We start from the raw sequence: 13,093 nt of genomic DNA on the forward strand, positions 1-13,093 counted from the left end.
AAACTATAATAAATTAATATGATTCAAGATCCATCTTTTCAAATAACCATAACGCCAATACAATATATTCTTTCCATTATTTCAGGGATCTTAGTAGGTTTTAGTTTAGGACTAATAGGTGGAGGTGGTTCAATTCTTGCAATACCACTTTTACTATACTTCGTAGGTTTAGCTGATGGCATTCCACCAAGCTCGCCAGAGTACACATACATAACACATATTACCTTAGGTACTACTGCGCTTGCAGTAGGATTAAACGCTTATATCAACTCTTATATGCACTTTAGAAAGGGAAACGTTAGAGTAATGGAGGGGGTAGTTTTTACAATTCCGGGAGTGATAGGTGACGTATTAGGAGCTTATTTAAGTCATCTAATGTCTGGGGCTATAATCTTATTTCTATTTGGGTTTTTAATGATTGCAGTCGCTATTAGGATGTGGAGAACAAGATGCAATCCTAATAAAAATATTGTTGAAAATCACTTAGGCAAATTAAGTTTAAGGGATAGGGTTAAATTGAATAGAGTAATCCCAGCTGGGTTTTTAGTAGGATTCGCATCAGGATATTTTGGAATAGGAGGGGGCTTCCTAGTAGTACCGGGATTATTATTTAGTACTGGTGTAGATATGCTAAGAGCAGTAGGTACGTCACTAATATCAGTTGGAACATTCGGTGTGGCTGCAGCGATAACTTATGCCATCTATGGCTATATCGATGTAATCATTAGTATACTGTATTTAATTGGAGGAATTATGGGAGGCTATGCAGGATCTACCATTGCATCTAGAATGCCTAGGCAAACTTTGAGAAAACTATTCGCAGTAATTATAATAGTAGTAGCAATATATACTATGTATATAAATAGGATAGGGGTAGTTCAATTAACGCATTTGTTGTAGATCTTTATAGTATTTTTCTATTTCATTGGATATAATTTCCAACGATCTTTGAACGTTATAAAGAATTATACTATAATTTTCCTCATCTATCCCTTTGTTGATATTATTTATTATATCTTTAAAATTATCATCATTGGAGAATTTCCTAAAGTATCCAGTAAGCTCTTTTCTAACCCACTTAAAAATAGTCTTATCCTTTCGCTGTTCTATATGGAGTTTCACTTTTTCTAGAGATGTTTTAGCTAAGATTAAGTCTTGAAGTTCATAGAATTTTTTTGTAGCTGACATTACATTAAATAATTAGCTAGAGATTTTATATAGATATGCATAACGTTAAGGATTAAAGTTATAACTATAATATAAGCATAATCGCTTATGAAAAACTCTGAATATTACATATGGGTATTGGTAGGGGCAGTAGTTCTAACAATAGTATTTCTCTCAATGGCGCCATTGGTTCCGATAGATGAACCATTAGTATATCGAGCCAGTAGTGGGGTTGTATATAATCTTACCATCCCAGTGGGAGTATCGTTTTCCGCATTTTTAGCTCTCATCATATTTATAATATCGATTTTATTGGTGTCTGGAAATAAAAATGATTATTATAATATAATAATAGACTCTTCAGCTATAAGTTTCCTGTTTTTAAATTACCTTAATTACTATTTGATATGGTACGTTTGGAGGCCTAGTATGCAAATATTACCGTTTCTTATCGAAATTTCCTATAATCATGCGACAACGTTACAATTAGATATAGGACAGATAGTAATTGTTATATTTCTGTACAGATTATATAAAAGATTGAGAACGCCCCGTTCCCTATCGGGGTCTGACAGTAGATTATAATTTGAATGAAGACCTCCAGCCGAACGGGGCACAATGATGACGCCTACATCGTCTTGAATAGTGAAGAGAGGTCGATGGACTGAATTACTCATAATATACTAGTACATAATACGTAACGTTATATTGGTTCCATATTGGTATTAGATATATTGTATTTGCAGAAGCGTTGTAAAATGTTATCTTCACTTCAGTATAGACAACTTGATCATTAATCACGGTAGTATTCAACACACTAACATTGAAAATCTGTTGAACTACAGCTATATTTACTCTATCATTTATGGAATAATAAATATTTAGTATGGTAGAATTATTATTAGGGGAGATGTTTACTAAACTAGGATAGACATGAAATATTGGATCTTTATTTATTAACTGAAATGATTGTGAAGGTGAGTATACAAAATAGCGAGGGAGGCTCCCATTAGCTGGACTAGCACTTACAGTTAACTCATATAGGTTTGGACTATAATTAGAACGCGGCTCAACAATATTAGGCTTTTTTACACTATATGTTATAATAACATGTGAAACATAAATAACTAAAGAGGCGATAATTAGACTAGCCAGAACACCTGCCGCAACCATTAAGTACTGCTTCACAATAATTACCGTGTCCTAGATAGTATAAATATCTATTCATTACACTAGTTTAGATAGAAAACCTTAATTTATAATGTTAAGTAATATGTATTTAATGGAAGATGAGCTAACGGGGACTGCTAGAAAGATCTATCTCTATCTTCTTAGGCAGAGAAGACCCGTGGGTATTAGGAAAATTCAAAAGGATTTAAACCTAAGCTCACCTTCCATTGTGAGTTATCACATTAAGAGATTAATGGAAGAAGGACTGGTAAAAGAGGTTGATGAAGGGTATGTAGTAGCTAAGATAATATTAGAAGATTATATAAGGTTTAAGAATGTGATAATACCTAGATCACTATTTCTCTCTTCCTTTCTAATTTCTTCATTAGCAATCCTTATATACCTCATTTTTTTACACCCTTTTTCTGCAGACGTATTTTCTCTAGTTGTAATCTTTATAATTACGATTATAACAATTTTTGATGTAATAAAGAAATACAAAAAACTTAAATCTTTGTGATATAGTAGTAGAAGAGAAGTATGGTAATGAAAGATAAGGAAATAGTTATTAGAGAGGGATAGATGTATAAGGGATTCCTATCATTGGACCACATGACGAAATCAAATAGAAAAGATGCAAACTGAGCAACTAAGAACCCACTAAGTAGTACTAAAATGGTTGTTAATTTACTCTTAAATTCCTTCCTTATTCTAACAAATTCCAATACTATTATGCTAGAGAGAATCAATGCAATTAGCGCTAGGGTAATATGAATATACCACATTTTGAACATATGATGTAAGATAAGTAAGATTGTTGCTATTAAATTTTTACCCATTTCCTGCGATTCTTATGATTACAAAATACTGAGCAAAAAGTTTAAACGTTTTAAGTATTACCAAAATTATTGATGACAATAAAAAGAATTAAGGTCCTTATTGCTAAATTGGGCCTAGATGGTCATGATAGAGGGGCAAAAGTAGTTGCGAGAGCTCTAAAAGACGCAGGGATGGAGGTAGTATACACTGGTCTAAGGCAAACACCAGAACAGATCGTTAAAGCTGCCATACAAGAGGATGCGGATGTGATAGGAATAAGTATATTAAGTGGTGCTCATTTGGAACTAATTCCGAAAGTAATAGAGCTAATGAAACAAAATGGTTTAGATGACGTGGGAATTATAGTTGGAGGTGTAATACCACCAGATGATATAAAGAAGCTGAAAGAAATAGGAGTTGACGAAGTGTTTTTACCAGGAAGTAGTCTTAAGGAAATAGTAGAAAAAGTGAAAAAGATAGCAAGATTGAAAAGAGGTATTAATGTTGAATAGTAACATATTGGAAAAAGCGTTAAGTGGAAATGAGTTGGCTATTGCTAAATTACTAACTAAGATAGAATATATGACTGAAGAGGGAATAATCGCATTAGACGCGTTAATGAAGAGGTCTGGTAACGCTCACGTAATTGGAATAACCGGAATTCCGGGATCAGGTAAAAGTACTTTAATTGGTGGAATAATTCAAGAATACGTTTCAAGAGGACATAGGGTTGGCGTAATTGTAATAGATCCATCAAGCCCATATACAATGGGCTCATTTATGGGGAATAGACTGAGATTCCAAGATAAGACACTGTTAAAGAATGTCTTTATAAGGAGCATAGCGTCTAGAGGATATCTTGGAGGAGTTTCAGCAGAAGCTATAATGTTAACGGAAGCATTAGACGGATTAGGTTACGATAGAATAATAATAGAAACTGTAGGGGCTGGCCAGACGGATACGGAAATAGAGAAAATTGTTCATACTGTTCTGGTTCTAGTAATTCCGGGTGCCGGAGATGACATACAAGCATTAAAAGCAGGAATAATGGAAATAGGTGATATATACGTTTTAAATAAGTACGACAGGCCAGAGGCTGAATTAACTTACAACATCTTGAAATCAATTATTAATGACAATACTGAATCAGCCTATGAAGATAAATGGAAACCAACTATCGTTAAAACAATAGCCATAAAGAGTGAGGGAATCCCTGAGCTCGTAGATAAGATAGAAGAACATAGAAACTACCTAGTACAAAAAGATTTATTCAAAAAGAGAATTCTGGATAGAAGAGCGAAGATTGTGGAATTAATAGTAAGAAGAAAACTGGAAGAATTAGTCACCAATGTCATTAAAGATAAGTATGACTTAATTACGAGTGAAAATATCCCAGAGTCCATTAAGAAAGTTATGGATACGATAAAAGAATTACTTAGGTAATATTCCATTTCTCTTTAACTCCCTAACTACGAGCTCTCCTATCCTTGATAAACCATAATACTTATGATGAGTGCGAGTTTCCTTTTTCGGCTTAGCTTTTCTCTCTCTAAATTTGATTATCTTTGGGCTTTTCTCCTCTAATAATCCCATTCTAGCTAACTCCTCTATTTTTGGTATGACTTCTTCTAACTTCTTATGAACTAATTTAGCATACGTCAAGACGTGATCAGCATTTAATTCGTCAGCAAATTTTAGAAGATCTAAAGCTAAACTATCATTCTTAATAATTTCTATATAACCATCTATCAATACCTTATCGTTCAACGATCTTAATAAATGATCGCCCTCTCTTGTAAGTTTATAATAAGTGTGATGTTTATGGACTTCAGAGCTAAGTTTAAATTTAGCTTCTGTATTCTTTAAGGTTGCACCATGAACTCTCTCAATTAAGCCCAATTTCTCTAAGTCTTCTAGTAGTTGAATAACATCGGTTATCGGAATTTTAGTATTTAACATTATTGATTTGCCATAGTCCACATTTGCAATCTTTAGGTGCTTTAGGATTTTAAGATATCTTTCGTCCTTTAATATCGCTTTAAGTTTATCAGATAACTGATGTTTTTCACTCATTTCAACCCCTTTAGAAATTTAGTAATCTTCTCATTAAACATATAAGGATCATCAAGGTAACATGTGTGATTCTTACCAACTATTTCTAACATTGCACTTTTCACTTTATTTAGTATCAACTCATAGTTTCTTTTGGGAGAAATTGTGTCATGTGAACCCCATATTAATAAAATAGGAATTTCACTCAATTTAGATAGCTGATCCTCATATTCGTCAACACCTACTGCACCTACGAGAATTAAAGCAGAAACTAAGTCAGTATGCCTAAGACTAAATTCTAGCACGGCTTTACCTCCCATTGAAGCGCCTAGCATTATTACCTTACTCATACCCATTAATGTTATGAATAAATATATGAAATCAGACAGAGTAACTCCTTCAATTCTTTCTGATGATCCAAAACCAGGGAAATCTATCGAAATAGCCCTATAACCCAGACTTGAAATAGTTGCTACGGTATTGGTCTCTATCCAAGTTCTAGCATTAAATCTGGCACCGTGAAATAAGAGCATTGGAGTGCCTTTTCCACTTTCAATGTAATGAATTTTGCGCCCATTTATCTCTATGAACTTATCCAAAAATTCCTGCATAAGTGACTATTGCTTCAAAAAGTTATAAGCTTTTTTACATTTTTAACAAAATGAAAAATATAATGATTAGCGGAAGAAAAGGAACATATTAAACTTTATAGAAACAAACTTTATAAACTATAAATTAAATTAATGAAAATGATAAATATGAGTAAAGTTCTTGTTTTAGGCGCTAGATTCGGTGGTCTAACATCAGCATATACTTTAAAAAGGTTAGCGGGGAGTAAAGCTGAGATAAAAGTTATCAATAGCTCTAGATTCTCATATTTTAGACCCGCCTTACCTCACGTAGCTACGGGAGTTCTGGATGAAGAAGATGTAAGAGTAGATTTAGCAAGTGCTCTCCCTGAGAAAAAAATAAACTTTCAGCAGGGTATCGTAGAAAAAATAGACGCTAGTAGTGGGTTAGTATACTATACTAAACCAGATGGAACAAGAACAGAAGAAGATTATGACTACCTTATAATAGCCCTAGGCGCTCATTTAGGAACAGATCTAGTCAAAGGTTGGGATAAATACGGTTATAGTGTCTGTGAAATAGATTATGCATTAAAGTTAAGGGATAGATTAAGCAATTTTAAGGGAGGTACTATAGCAATAGGATCTGGTCCTTTCTATCAAGGTAAAAACCCAAAACCTAAAGTTCCGGAAAGTTATGTACCCATGGCTGATGCAGCGTGCGAAGGACCTATTTTCGAAATGTCATTGATGCTTACTGGATACTTTAAGAAAAAGGGAATGTTAAACAAGGTCAAGCTTGTAGTATTTTCGCCCGGCGAGTATTTATCTGATCTGTCAACCACTTCTAGAAAAATAGTTAGAGAAATGTATAAGCAAATGGGAATTGAGTTGATAGATAATTTTAGAATAAAAGAAATTAGAGAAAATGAAATAATCGACGAAACAGGTAAAACTATTAAGGCTGATATGACGATATTAATTCCTCCCTATACTGGAAATCCTGCGTTGAAAAACTCTACTCCAGATTTGATAGACGATAGCGGGTTTGTTCCAACTGATCTTAATATGGTATCGATTAAGTATGAAAACGTATACGCTGTGGGTGATGCAAACGCAATTACTGTACCCAAATTGGGTTATCTAGCTGTAAAAACTGGAAATGTAGCTGCACAACATTTGGCCACAAGACTGGGAGTTCAAGTAAAAATAGACCAATATTATCCAACAATAGTGTGTGTAGCTGATAATCCATTTGAGGGTTTTGGCGTAGCTGTAAAAGACAATACTTGGTATGGAGGAAACATTTCTATTGCAGACCCGTCCCCATTAAATCACATAAAGAAAGAGCTATTCCATAAATATTTTATGTGGACAAAAGGAGACATGGCTTTAGAAAAGTTCCTAGCCAGCTGGTGAAAAAATGTCTCTGGTAGAATTAAACATAATAGACGAGTTATTAAAGGATGAAAAACTTAACAGCCTAAATAAACTACTTGACATATTAAATGATATAAACAAGCTCGGTATTCTTGACGTTATTAAGGGAATAGCTGAAGATGAGAAGACTATAGGTAAAATAGCTGAAATTCTTACAGGAGATGCCGTACTGAGCCTTTTAGTAAATAGGGAGAAGATAGTTAAAAATCTTAGTCTACTTCTAGATGATGATACAATCTACAACCTTAACTATATATTGAGTTTTGTAGATAAAGTTAGGAATAAGGGGATTTTAGATCCTATAGTAGGATTGTTAGAAGATGAGGAACTATTAGGGAAATTGATCAATGGGATAATTAATGATTTTACATTAAATTTGATTAGTAATTGGAATGAAATTGTTAAAGATTTATCAAGAATAGATTTAAAGAACTTTAAATATTATACATTATTAGTCTCAGCTACTGGTGAGGCACTAAAAACTGAAAACATAAAAACCAATTACTAGTATTTGGGAAATTTACAAACTATTAAAAGATCCAGATATCCAAAGAGGATTAGGAGTAGTAGTATCTGTGCTTAAACATATTGGAAAATTGTACGTTGCAGAAAATGGATTAGCTTATGAAGTCGAGAAGAATGGTTAGGATTTAAAAAGCGTATCTATAATTTCCTCTTTAGCTATTCTTTCTCCTACGTCTATTTCATAGCTTTTTTCGACTCTTAGGTATTTCATTAGAGTGGAAACCCTAATATTCCAAGGAGGAATTGAAAACAAAGATATAGCCTTCTTAAACTCTTCACCTTTAACTAGAAAAGCCTTGGCTGGAGCAACTATGAATACGTAGTCTACGTTTGACGAATAATAAGTGGGAGATGCAGAATCATTATAAGACTCTATTATGACATTCTCATATTTCCTAAATGTCTCACTAATACAGTTCTCTACTAATTGTGGGGACATATCTATGATTTCTCTCATCCTATCTGATGGCTTAGCGTTAAATTTTGAAGCTAAATTCTCTATGAATTTCAATATTGATTTAGATATATAGGCTGAGGCGTTATTATTTACAAGATAATTATCTGCAGCGTCATTGCAGTTACTTATTCTTATCAGATATGGAAACCCATACTCCATGATCATATTATAAAGAGATACGTTATAGTTTACCTTTTCCAGATCTATTGGGACAAATAAAACAGCGAAAGGGTTTATTTGCCTTATATCATACTTAGTTTCATCAAAATATTTTAAAGCATCGTTCCCTGCTAACACTCCAAGTTCCTCACTCCTAATAAGAGTATTAAAGCTATACCATGCGTTATGACCTGCTATTGGCTTTAGCGGAAAAAACTTAAGTCCAACTTGATCAAATAGCCTAAGCAAAGATAATGAAAATGTTGTCTTACCTGAATCCAAAGAAAGTAACCCATTTACTAGTACTCTCATCCCAAAGATTTTCTAATTAATGCCATCTCATATATGTATTTCTTAGATTCTTGGAAGATTTTCTCTCTAAATGATAGTAAAAATAGCGAAGATAATAGAATATGCTTCTTACTATCGTATTCGACACCACCTAATTTTAACCCTATAACATCTTCCGCGTAATTAATGTCTTCTTTTATTTTCTTTATTACTTCCTCATTAACGCCCCATATATCCTTAATCAACTCCAATGATTCCCAGTTAAAGAATCTCGAGGCTGATTGTAAATCATGTTTAAAGTTAATATAATTCTCTTTAAATACATCCCATTCTTCTTCTGTTAAGTTAGCTAAGGATGAAATCCCAATAAGTTCTGGCGGTATCCCTATAGAGTACAATGAACCAACAAAAGATATGGCCCTAGGTAAACTTACTTTTCCAGCACTTCTTGAATACCCAAAAAGCCCTATATGAAGTTTCCTGGCTCTTCTCCTAGGAAGTAATACCGCAACATCGTTTATCACGTTGGCCAGACTTTCGATAATAGGTTGATAACGCTGAGTGTACAGAATAGTTACTTTTCTCAATACATCTTCTTCATGCTGATTTAGTACCTTGGCTTGTTTAACTTCAGAGTTATTTATTGCAGAGATTGCATTTCGAACTTTTTCATAATCGTAATCGTATTTAAATGCGGATTGTATCGTAAACGTATAAACTCCCTTATATTCTTCTAGAACCCTATCGTAGTTTTCTGGTGATAAGTGACCTCTAAAGGGAAGAGAACCTACGCCAATTATGGGATATATTGGTAGATTTAGTTTTTCTGAAAGCTTATGTAATTTGCTAAGCGCTATCTTTGCAGAGAGAACAGCAGATACCATTCCATAATTCATTGCAGGATCTGATCTAGCTAAGAATACTCTCATGTACTTAGGCTTAATAACCTTATAATATCCCTCCACTATACTATCTATATTCTGAAGGGAATCCCTATCTTCAACTAAGGGAATAACTTCTATGGTTTTAGGGTAAATCTCACCTACTAAATCTTTAACTTTCGTGCCGTTGTAAAGCTCTAATTCATCCTCACTAGCTACTGCCTTTTCGTAATATTTAGCAACATTAATTAATTCTAAATGATTAGTAGTCATCGGTAAAATTACCTCAAAAACAGGTATCGTTACCCCATTTCCGTAAAACTTCTCCGCTAAATCATAAGTTATTGGTATACTCTCCATAGTTTCAGCAAAGACTTTTCTATCAGCACCCTCAACTCTAGGATTAGGAAGCCTATAAGTCAAAAATAAGTCTTTACCTAGTACATGTTCCTTAAAGTATTCAACATAATTTGATAGCAATTTCCTAACGACATGAGTATCCACATCCTTGCCCTCTGCATCCCACATCACTTCTTGAACTCCATACATACTATAAGCTAGAAATGCTTCTTTAACCTCATCCTCTCCTTCTATGACTTCACTCTTAGCCCATTCTGGTACCTTAGCATTATCTGGATGTTGTGTTGACATAGTTCTTGGTATAAGTCTCATTTTACCTAAAGCATATACGGCATATATTTAAAATTTGTTATCTAAACCTTTAAATTCGAAATAGAGTATATGTTATTTTAGTATGAATGTAGGGGAATATGCACCAGATTTTGAGGCAGAATCGACTATTGGAAAACTCAAATTATCGAATTATAGAGGAAAAAAGGTTGTATTATACTTTTATCCCAAATCCTTTACAAGTGGGTGTACAAGAGAGTTACAGAGATTTACAGAACTTTATGATGAATTTAAAAAATTAAACGCAGAAGTAATCGGTGTTAGTGTGGACAAAATTGATACACAAAAAAAGTTCGCTGAAAAATATGGAGCGAAATTCCCAATAGTTGCTGATGATCAAAAAATTATATCAAAACTTTATGGTGTACTAAATGAAAAAGGAACTAGTGCGCAAAGAGTTACTTTCATAATAGATGAGAATGGCAAAATAATAGACATCTTGCAAAATTTAAAAAGAGCCGAAGAGCATGCGGATAAATCGTTAGAAGTAATAAAAAAGGCAAATTCATCTTAGAATTCTTTTATAAACTTTTCTTTTAAATGATTCCAATGGGTTGTTTATCACATTTGGGATTTCATTAATGATGTCAGTGGGCATTAGATGTGGACCTAATTTATTATATGCTAAAGTTCCAGCTAAGCTATTTATGAAAACTCCCAAATATGCAGCTACAAATGGTTCGATTTTTTGAGCCATCAACGTAGCTATTATACCAGTTAAGGTATCTCCACTTCCTCCTACTGTCATTCCGGGGTTTCCAGTTTTATTTAATTTAAATCTTTTACCATCACTAATTATATCTATAAATCCCTTAATTAAGACAGTGCATTTACACTTTTTTGCAGCTCTTACTACTTGATTTATTCTATCTCTCATATCTTTACTAGGTTCTTCACCGAAGAATATCCGAAATTCTCCACTATGGGGAGTTATTACTGCATTCTCATATAATTCGAACCCTCTTATAGCCTTAAGTGCGTCAGCGTCAATTACAGCTAATTTATTTTTTTCCCTTAAATAACTTACAATTAGTTTGGAAGCTTCAACAGTCTCGTCAGCCAAACCCATTCCTGGTCCTATAACTACAGCATCAGCTCTATCTATCCATGATTTTAGCTCCTCAAAGTTACTAGGTGAGATGTTTTTCCCTTGTAATTTGATTGTAATTAAATCTGGTGAATAACCAGCAATTATTTTGGCTGTATCCTCGGGTGATGCTACATATACTAGATCAGCCCCAGTTCTTAGCGCGGCCATAGCAGCTAAGGTTGGAGCACCACTAAAAGTATAACTTCCCCCAATAACTAATATTCTACCATTATCTCCTTTTTTAGAGTAATAAGGACGATTACGTATATTAACCATAACATCTCCGGGACCTGCATATATTTCAGCCTCAATGGGTATACCTATTTTCTTTACTACTGTAGGAAAATTGTATTTCAGCAATCCTACTTTCATATCATGAAACGTAACTACCAGATCTGGTTTTATATACTCTCCTTCATAGGCCTCTCCTGTATCTGCATTTATGCCAGATGGCACATCTATAGAAACCTTAAAGCCCTTACTTTCATTAAAAACTTTTATAGCTGTTCTAAAAGGTTCTCTAGGCCTACCAGAAAACCCAGTACCTAACATAGCATCTATTAGAACATCAGCTGAAACTGGTTTCAGTTCGTCTATCTCCCTTGGTTCGATAAGAGTGATAGAGTAATCCATTTCTTCTATTGCATTAAGATTTGTTAATGCGTCTTCATGCTTATTCTCACCTAATAAGATTACAGTAACTTTCGCTCCTTCACCCGCTAAATGCCTAGATGCAACTAAACCGTCGCCACCCTTACCACCATGGCCTACGAATACGTAAATAATCTTATCTTTTACATCAAACCTACTTACAATCTCATCCTTTACAGATCTTCCTGCATTTTCCATTAGGAGTAATGTAGGTACACCCAGTGCGGTACTATTTATCTCAAGTGCTCTCATCTCTTTTACTGAGATCATACATTATCAATAATTCGTTTTAAGTATAAATAGAGTTCAGTCGCGAGTTACTACATCATTTTTCAGGATTGGAGTTATTCATCACTGTACTAAGCTAAGTTTAAATATTAGAGAAAGCTTCTATTATTTGTTATTGGTCTCATATTCTTTAATGATTTCTAGTATCTTACTATTATATTATTATATGATTTGGAATGATATGGTAAGTGTATTATGTTAGTCTCTAATCAAAATTTATTAACTCTCACTTCGTTATAATAAATAGGTGCGTAAAATGGTATTAGGAAAGGAAACCGAAATGGGTTTAAAGGAACTATTCAAGGCAAATGCAGAAGATTTCATGTCATTAATGCTAGTAGCTGAAAAATTGGAACAGTTAGGCAAAAAGGAGGAGGCAAAGGCATTAAGAGAAAAGGCATTAGTGGAGTTAGGACACGCAAAGGCAATTTTTGAAACATTACTAAAACATCAAGAACTACAAGGCATGGTAAGCGAGATGGCTAAAGAGGAACAAGAACAGCACATAAGTGAGTACAATAAGGTTGCAATGACAGCAAAACAAGAAGGACACGAAGATATAGAAAAAATGCTATGTAGCTTTGCCGATCAAGAGGCTAAGATTGCTGAAACTATTGCAAGAGTTTCCAAGGTGCTAGAGAGTATGGCAAAAGAAGAGGATATGCAACATATAAGTGAGTACAATAAGGTTGCAATGACAGCAAAACAAGAAGGACACGAAGATATAGAAAAAATGCTATGTGCATTCGCTGAACAAGAAGCGAAAATTTCTGAAACTATAAAAACTGTAGCGAAGGCTCTTTAAAGCTATATTCTCTTATATTTTTCATTTTTTAGGTATTAC

The 13,093-nt window shown here is 33.8% G+C and carries 18 protein-coding genes; 10 read left to right on the top strand and 8 right to left on the bottom strand.

All coding sequences use genetic code 11. The features are described from left to right. Positions 1–18 precede the first annotated feature (18 nt). Positions 19–900: a sulfite exporter TauE/SafE family protein gene (locus V6M85_RS05090; protein WP_338603810.1), complete on the top strand. Its 882-nt coding sequence runs from the start codon at positions 19–21 to the stop codon at positions 898–900. Here V6M85_RS05090 and V6M85_RS05095 read toward each other — a convergent pair. Next, positions 883–1,188: a hypothetical protein gene (locus tag V6M85_RS05095; protein ID WP_338603813.1), complete on the bottom strand. Its 306-nt coding sequence runs from the start codon at positions 1,186–1,188 to the stop codon at positions 883–885. The genes V6M85_RS05090 and V6M85_RS05095 overlap by 18 nt on opposite strands. 87 nt (positions 1,189–1,275) lie before the next feature. Here V6M85_RS05095 and V6M85_RS05100 point away from each other — a divergent pair, with 87 nt between their 5' ends. After that, positions 1,276–1,752 (top strand): hypothetical protein, encoded by a 477-nt coding sequence (locus tag V6M85_RS05100; protein ID WP_338603816.1) that lies wholly within the window; start codon positions 1,276–1,278, stop codon positions 1,750–1,752. Between the two features lie 84 nt (positions 1,753–1,836). Here V6M85_RS05100 and V6M85_RS05105 read toward each other — a convergent pair whose 3' ends face one another. Beyond that, the gene (locus V6M85_RS05105) at positions 1,837–2,340 is read right to left on the bottom strand and encodes a hypothetical protein (protein WP_338604611.1); all 504 of its coding nucleotides are present in this window, start codon (positions 2,338–2,340) and stop codon (positions 1,837–1,839) included. Between the two features lie 109 nt (positions 2,341–2,449). Between V6M85_RS05105 and V6M85_RS05110 the strand changes: the two genes are divergently transcribed. Further along, positions 2,450–2,857, top strand: a complete 408-nt coding sequence (locus V6M85_RS05110; protein WP_338603819.1) for a winged helix-turn-helix domain-containing protein — start codon at positions 2,450–2,452, stop codon at positions 2,855–2,857. Here the strand turns inward: V6M85_RS05110 and V6M85_RS05115 are convergent. Next, on the bottom strand, positions 2,844–3,131 hold the full coding sequence (locus V6M85_RS05115) for a hypothetical protein (RefSeq protein WP_338603822.1): 288 nt from the start codon (positions 3,129–3,131) through the stop codon (positions 2,844–2,846). The genes V6M85_RS05110 and V6M85_RS05115 overlap by 14 nt on opposite strands. Positions 3,132–3,248: 117 nt before the next feature. On the opposite strand from V6M85_RS05115, the gene V6M85_RS05120 reads away from it, so the two are divergent. Together V6M85_RS05120 and meaB are read left to right on the top strand one after the other, a co-directional pair. Beyond that, positions 3,249–3,668 (top strand): cobalamin B12-binding domain-containing protein, encoded by a 420-nt coding sequence (locus V6M85_RS05120; protein WP_338603825.1) that lies wholly within the window; start codon positions 3,249–3,251, stop codon positions 3,666–3,668. Continuing rightward, positions 3,658–4,599 carry a methylmalonyl Co-A mutase-associated GTPase MeaB gene (meaB, locus tag V6M85_RS05125; RefSeq protein WP_338603827.1) on the top strand — a complete coding sequence of 314 codons (942 nt, stop codon included), beginning with the start codon at positions 3,658–3,660 and terminating at the stop codon, positions 4,597–4,599. Before V6M85_RS05120 ends, meaB begins: the two co-directional genes overlap by 11 nt. Here meaB and V6M85_RS05130 read toward each other — a convergent pair. Further along, positions 4,588–5,229 carry a DUF2250 domain-containing protein gene (locus V6M85_RS05130; protein WP_338603829.1) on the bottom strand — a complete coding sequence of 214 codons (642 nt, stop codon included), beginning with the start codon at positions 5,227–5,229 and terminating at the stop codon, positions 4,588–4,590. The genes meaB and V6M85_RS05130 overlap by 12 nt on opposite strands. After that, on the bottom strand, positions 5,226–5,819 hold the full coding sequence (locus V6M85_RS05135) for an alpha/beta hydrolase (protein ID WP_338603831.1): 594 nt from the start codon (positions 5,817–5,819) through the stop codon (positions 5,226–5,228). Before V6M85_RS05135 ends, V6M85_RS05130 begins: the two co-directional genes overlap by 4 nt. A 132-nt stretch (positions 5,820–5,951) precedes the next feature. Between V6M85_RS05135 and V6M85_RS05140 the strand changes: the two genes are divergently transcribed. Genes V6M85_RS05140 through V6M85_RS05150 form a run of 3 tightly spaced genes read left to right on the top strand, consistent with a single transcriptional unit; the run spans position 5,952 to position 7,864 of the window. Then, positions 5,952–7,196 (top strand): NAD(P)/FAD-dependent oxidoreductase, encoded by a 1,245-nt coding sequence (locus V6M85_RS05140; RefSeq protein WP_338603834.1) that lies wholly within the window; start codon positions 5,952–5,954, stop codon positions 7,194–7,196. A 4-nt stretch (positions 7,197–7,200) separates the two neighbouring features. Then, positions 7,201–7,725 carry a hypothetical protein gene (locus V6M85_RS05145; protein ID WP_338603837.1) on the top strand — a complete coding sequence of 175 codons (525 nt, stop codon included), beginning with the start codon at positions 7,201–7,203 and terminating at the stop codon, positions 7,723–7,725. 10 nt (positions 7,726–7,735) lie between these two features. Continuing rightward, complete coding sequence (locus V6M85_RS05150; protein ID WP_338604614.1) at positions 7,736–7,864, top strand: DUF1641 domain-containing protein; 129 nt, start codon at positions 7,736–7,738, stop codon at positions 7,862–7,864. Here V6M85_RS05150 and V6M85_RS05155 read toward each other — a convergent pair. Further along, complete coding sequence (locus V6M85_RS05155; protein WP_338603839.1) at positions 7,861–8,670, bottom strand: ATPase; 810 nt, start codon at positions 8,668–8,670, stop codon at positions 7,861–7,863. The two genes, V6M85_RS05150 and V6M85_RS05155, sit on opposite strands and share 4 nt — an antisense overlap. Further along, positions 8,667–10,202, bottom strand: a complete 1,536-nt coding sequence (ppcA, locus tag V6M85_RS05160; RefSeq protein WP_338603842.1) for a phosphoenolpyruvate carboxylase — start codon at positions 10,200–10,202, stop codon at positions 8,667–8,669. Before ppcA ends, V6M85_RS05155 begins: the two co-directional genes overlap by 4 nt. A gap of 82 nt (positions 10,203–10,284) precedes the next feature. Between ppcA and V6M85_RS05165 the strand changes: the two genes are divergently transcribed. Beyond that, complete coding sequence (locus tag V6M85_RS05165) at positions 10,285–10,734, top strand: peroxiredoxin (protein WP_338603845.1); 450 nt, start codon at positions 10,285–10,287, stop codon at positions 10,732–10,734. Here V6M85_RS05165 and V6M85_RS05170 read toward each other — a convergent pair. Further along, complete coding sequence (locus V6M85_RS05170; protein WP_338603848.1) at positions 10,726–12,231, bottom strand: NAD(P)H-hydrate dehydratase; 1,506 nt, start codon at positions 12,229–12,231, stop codon at positions 10,726–10,728. The two genes, V6M85_RS05165 and V6M85_RS05170, sit on opposite strands and share 9 nt — an antisense overlap. Positions 12,232–12,505: 274 nt before the next feature. Here V6M85_RS05170 and V6M85_RS05175 point away from each other — a divergent pair, with 274 nt between their 5' ends. Then, positions 12,506–13,054, top strand: a complete 549-nt coding sequence (locus tag V6M85_RS05175) for a rubrerythrin (protein WP_338603851.1) — start codon at positions 12,506–12,508, stop codon at positions 13,052–13,054. Positions 13,055–13,093: the final 39 nt, after the last annotated feature.

Origin of the sequence: Sulfolobus tengchongensis (assembly GCF_036967215.1) — an archaeon.
Taxonomy (GTDB): domain Archaea; phylum Thermoproteota; class Thermoprotei_A; order Sulfolobales; family Sulfolobaceae; genus Saccharolobus; species Saccharolobus tengchongensis_A.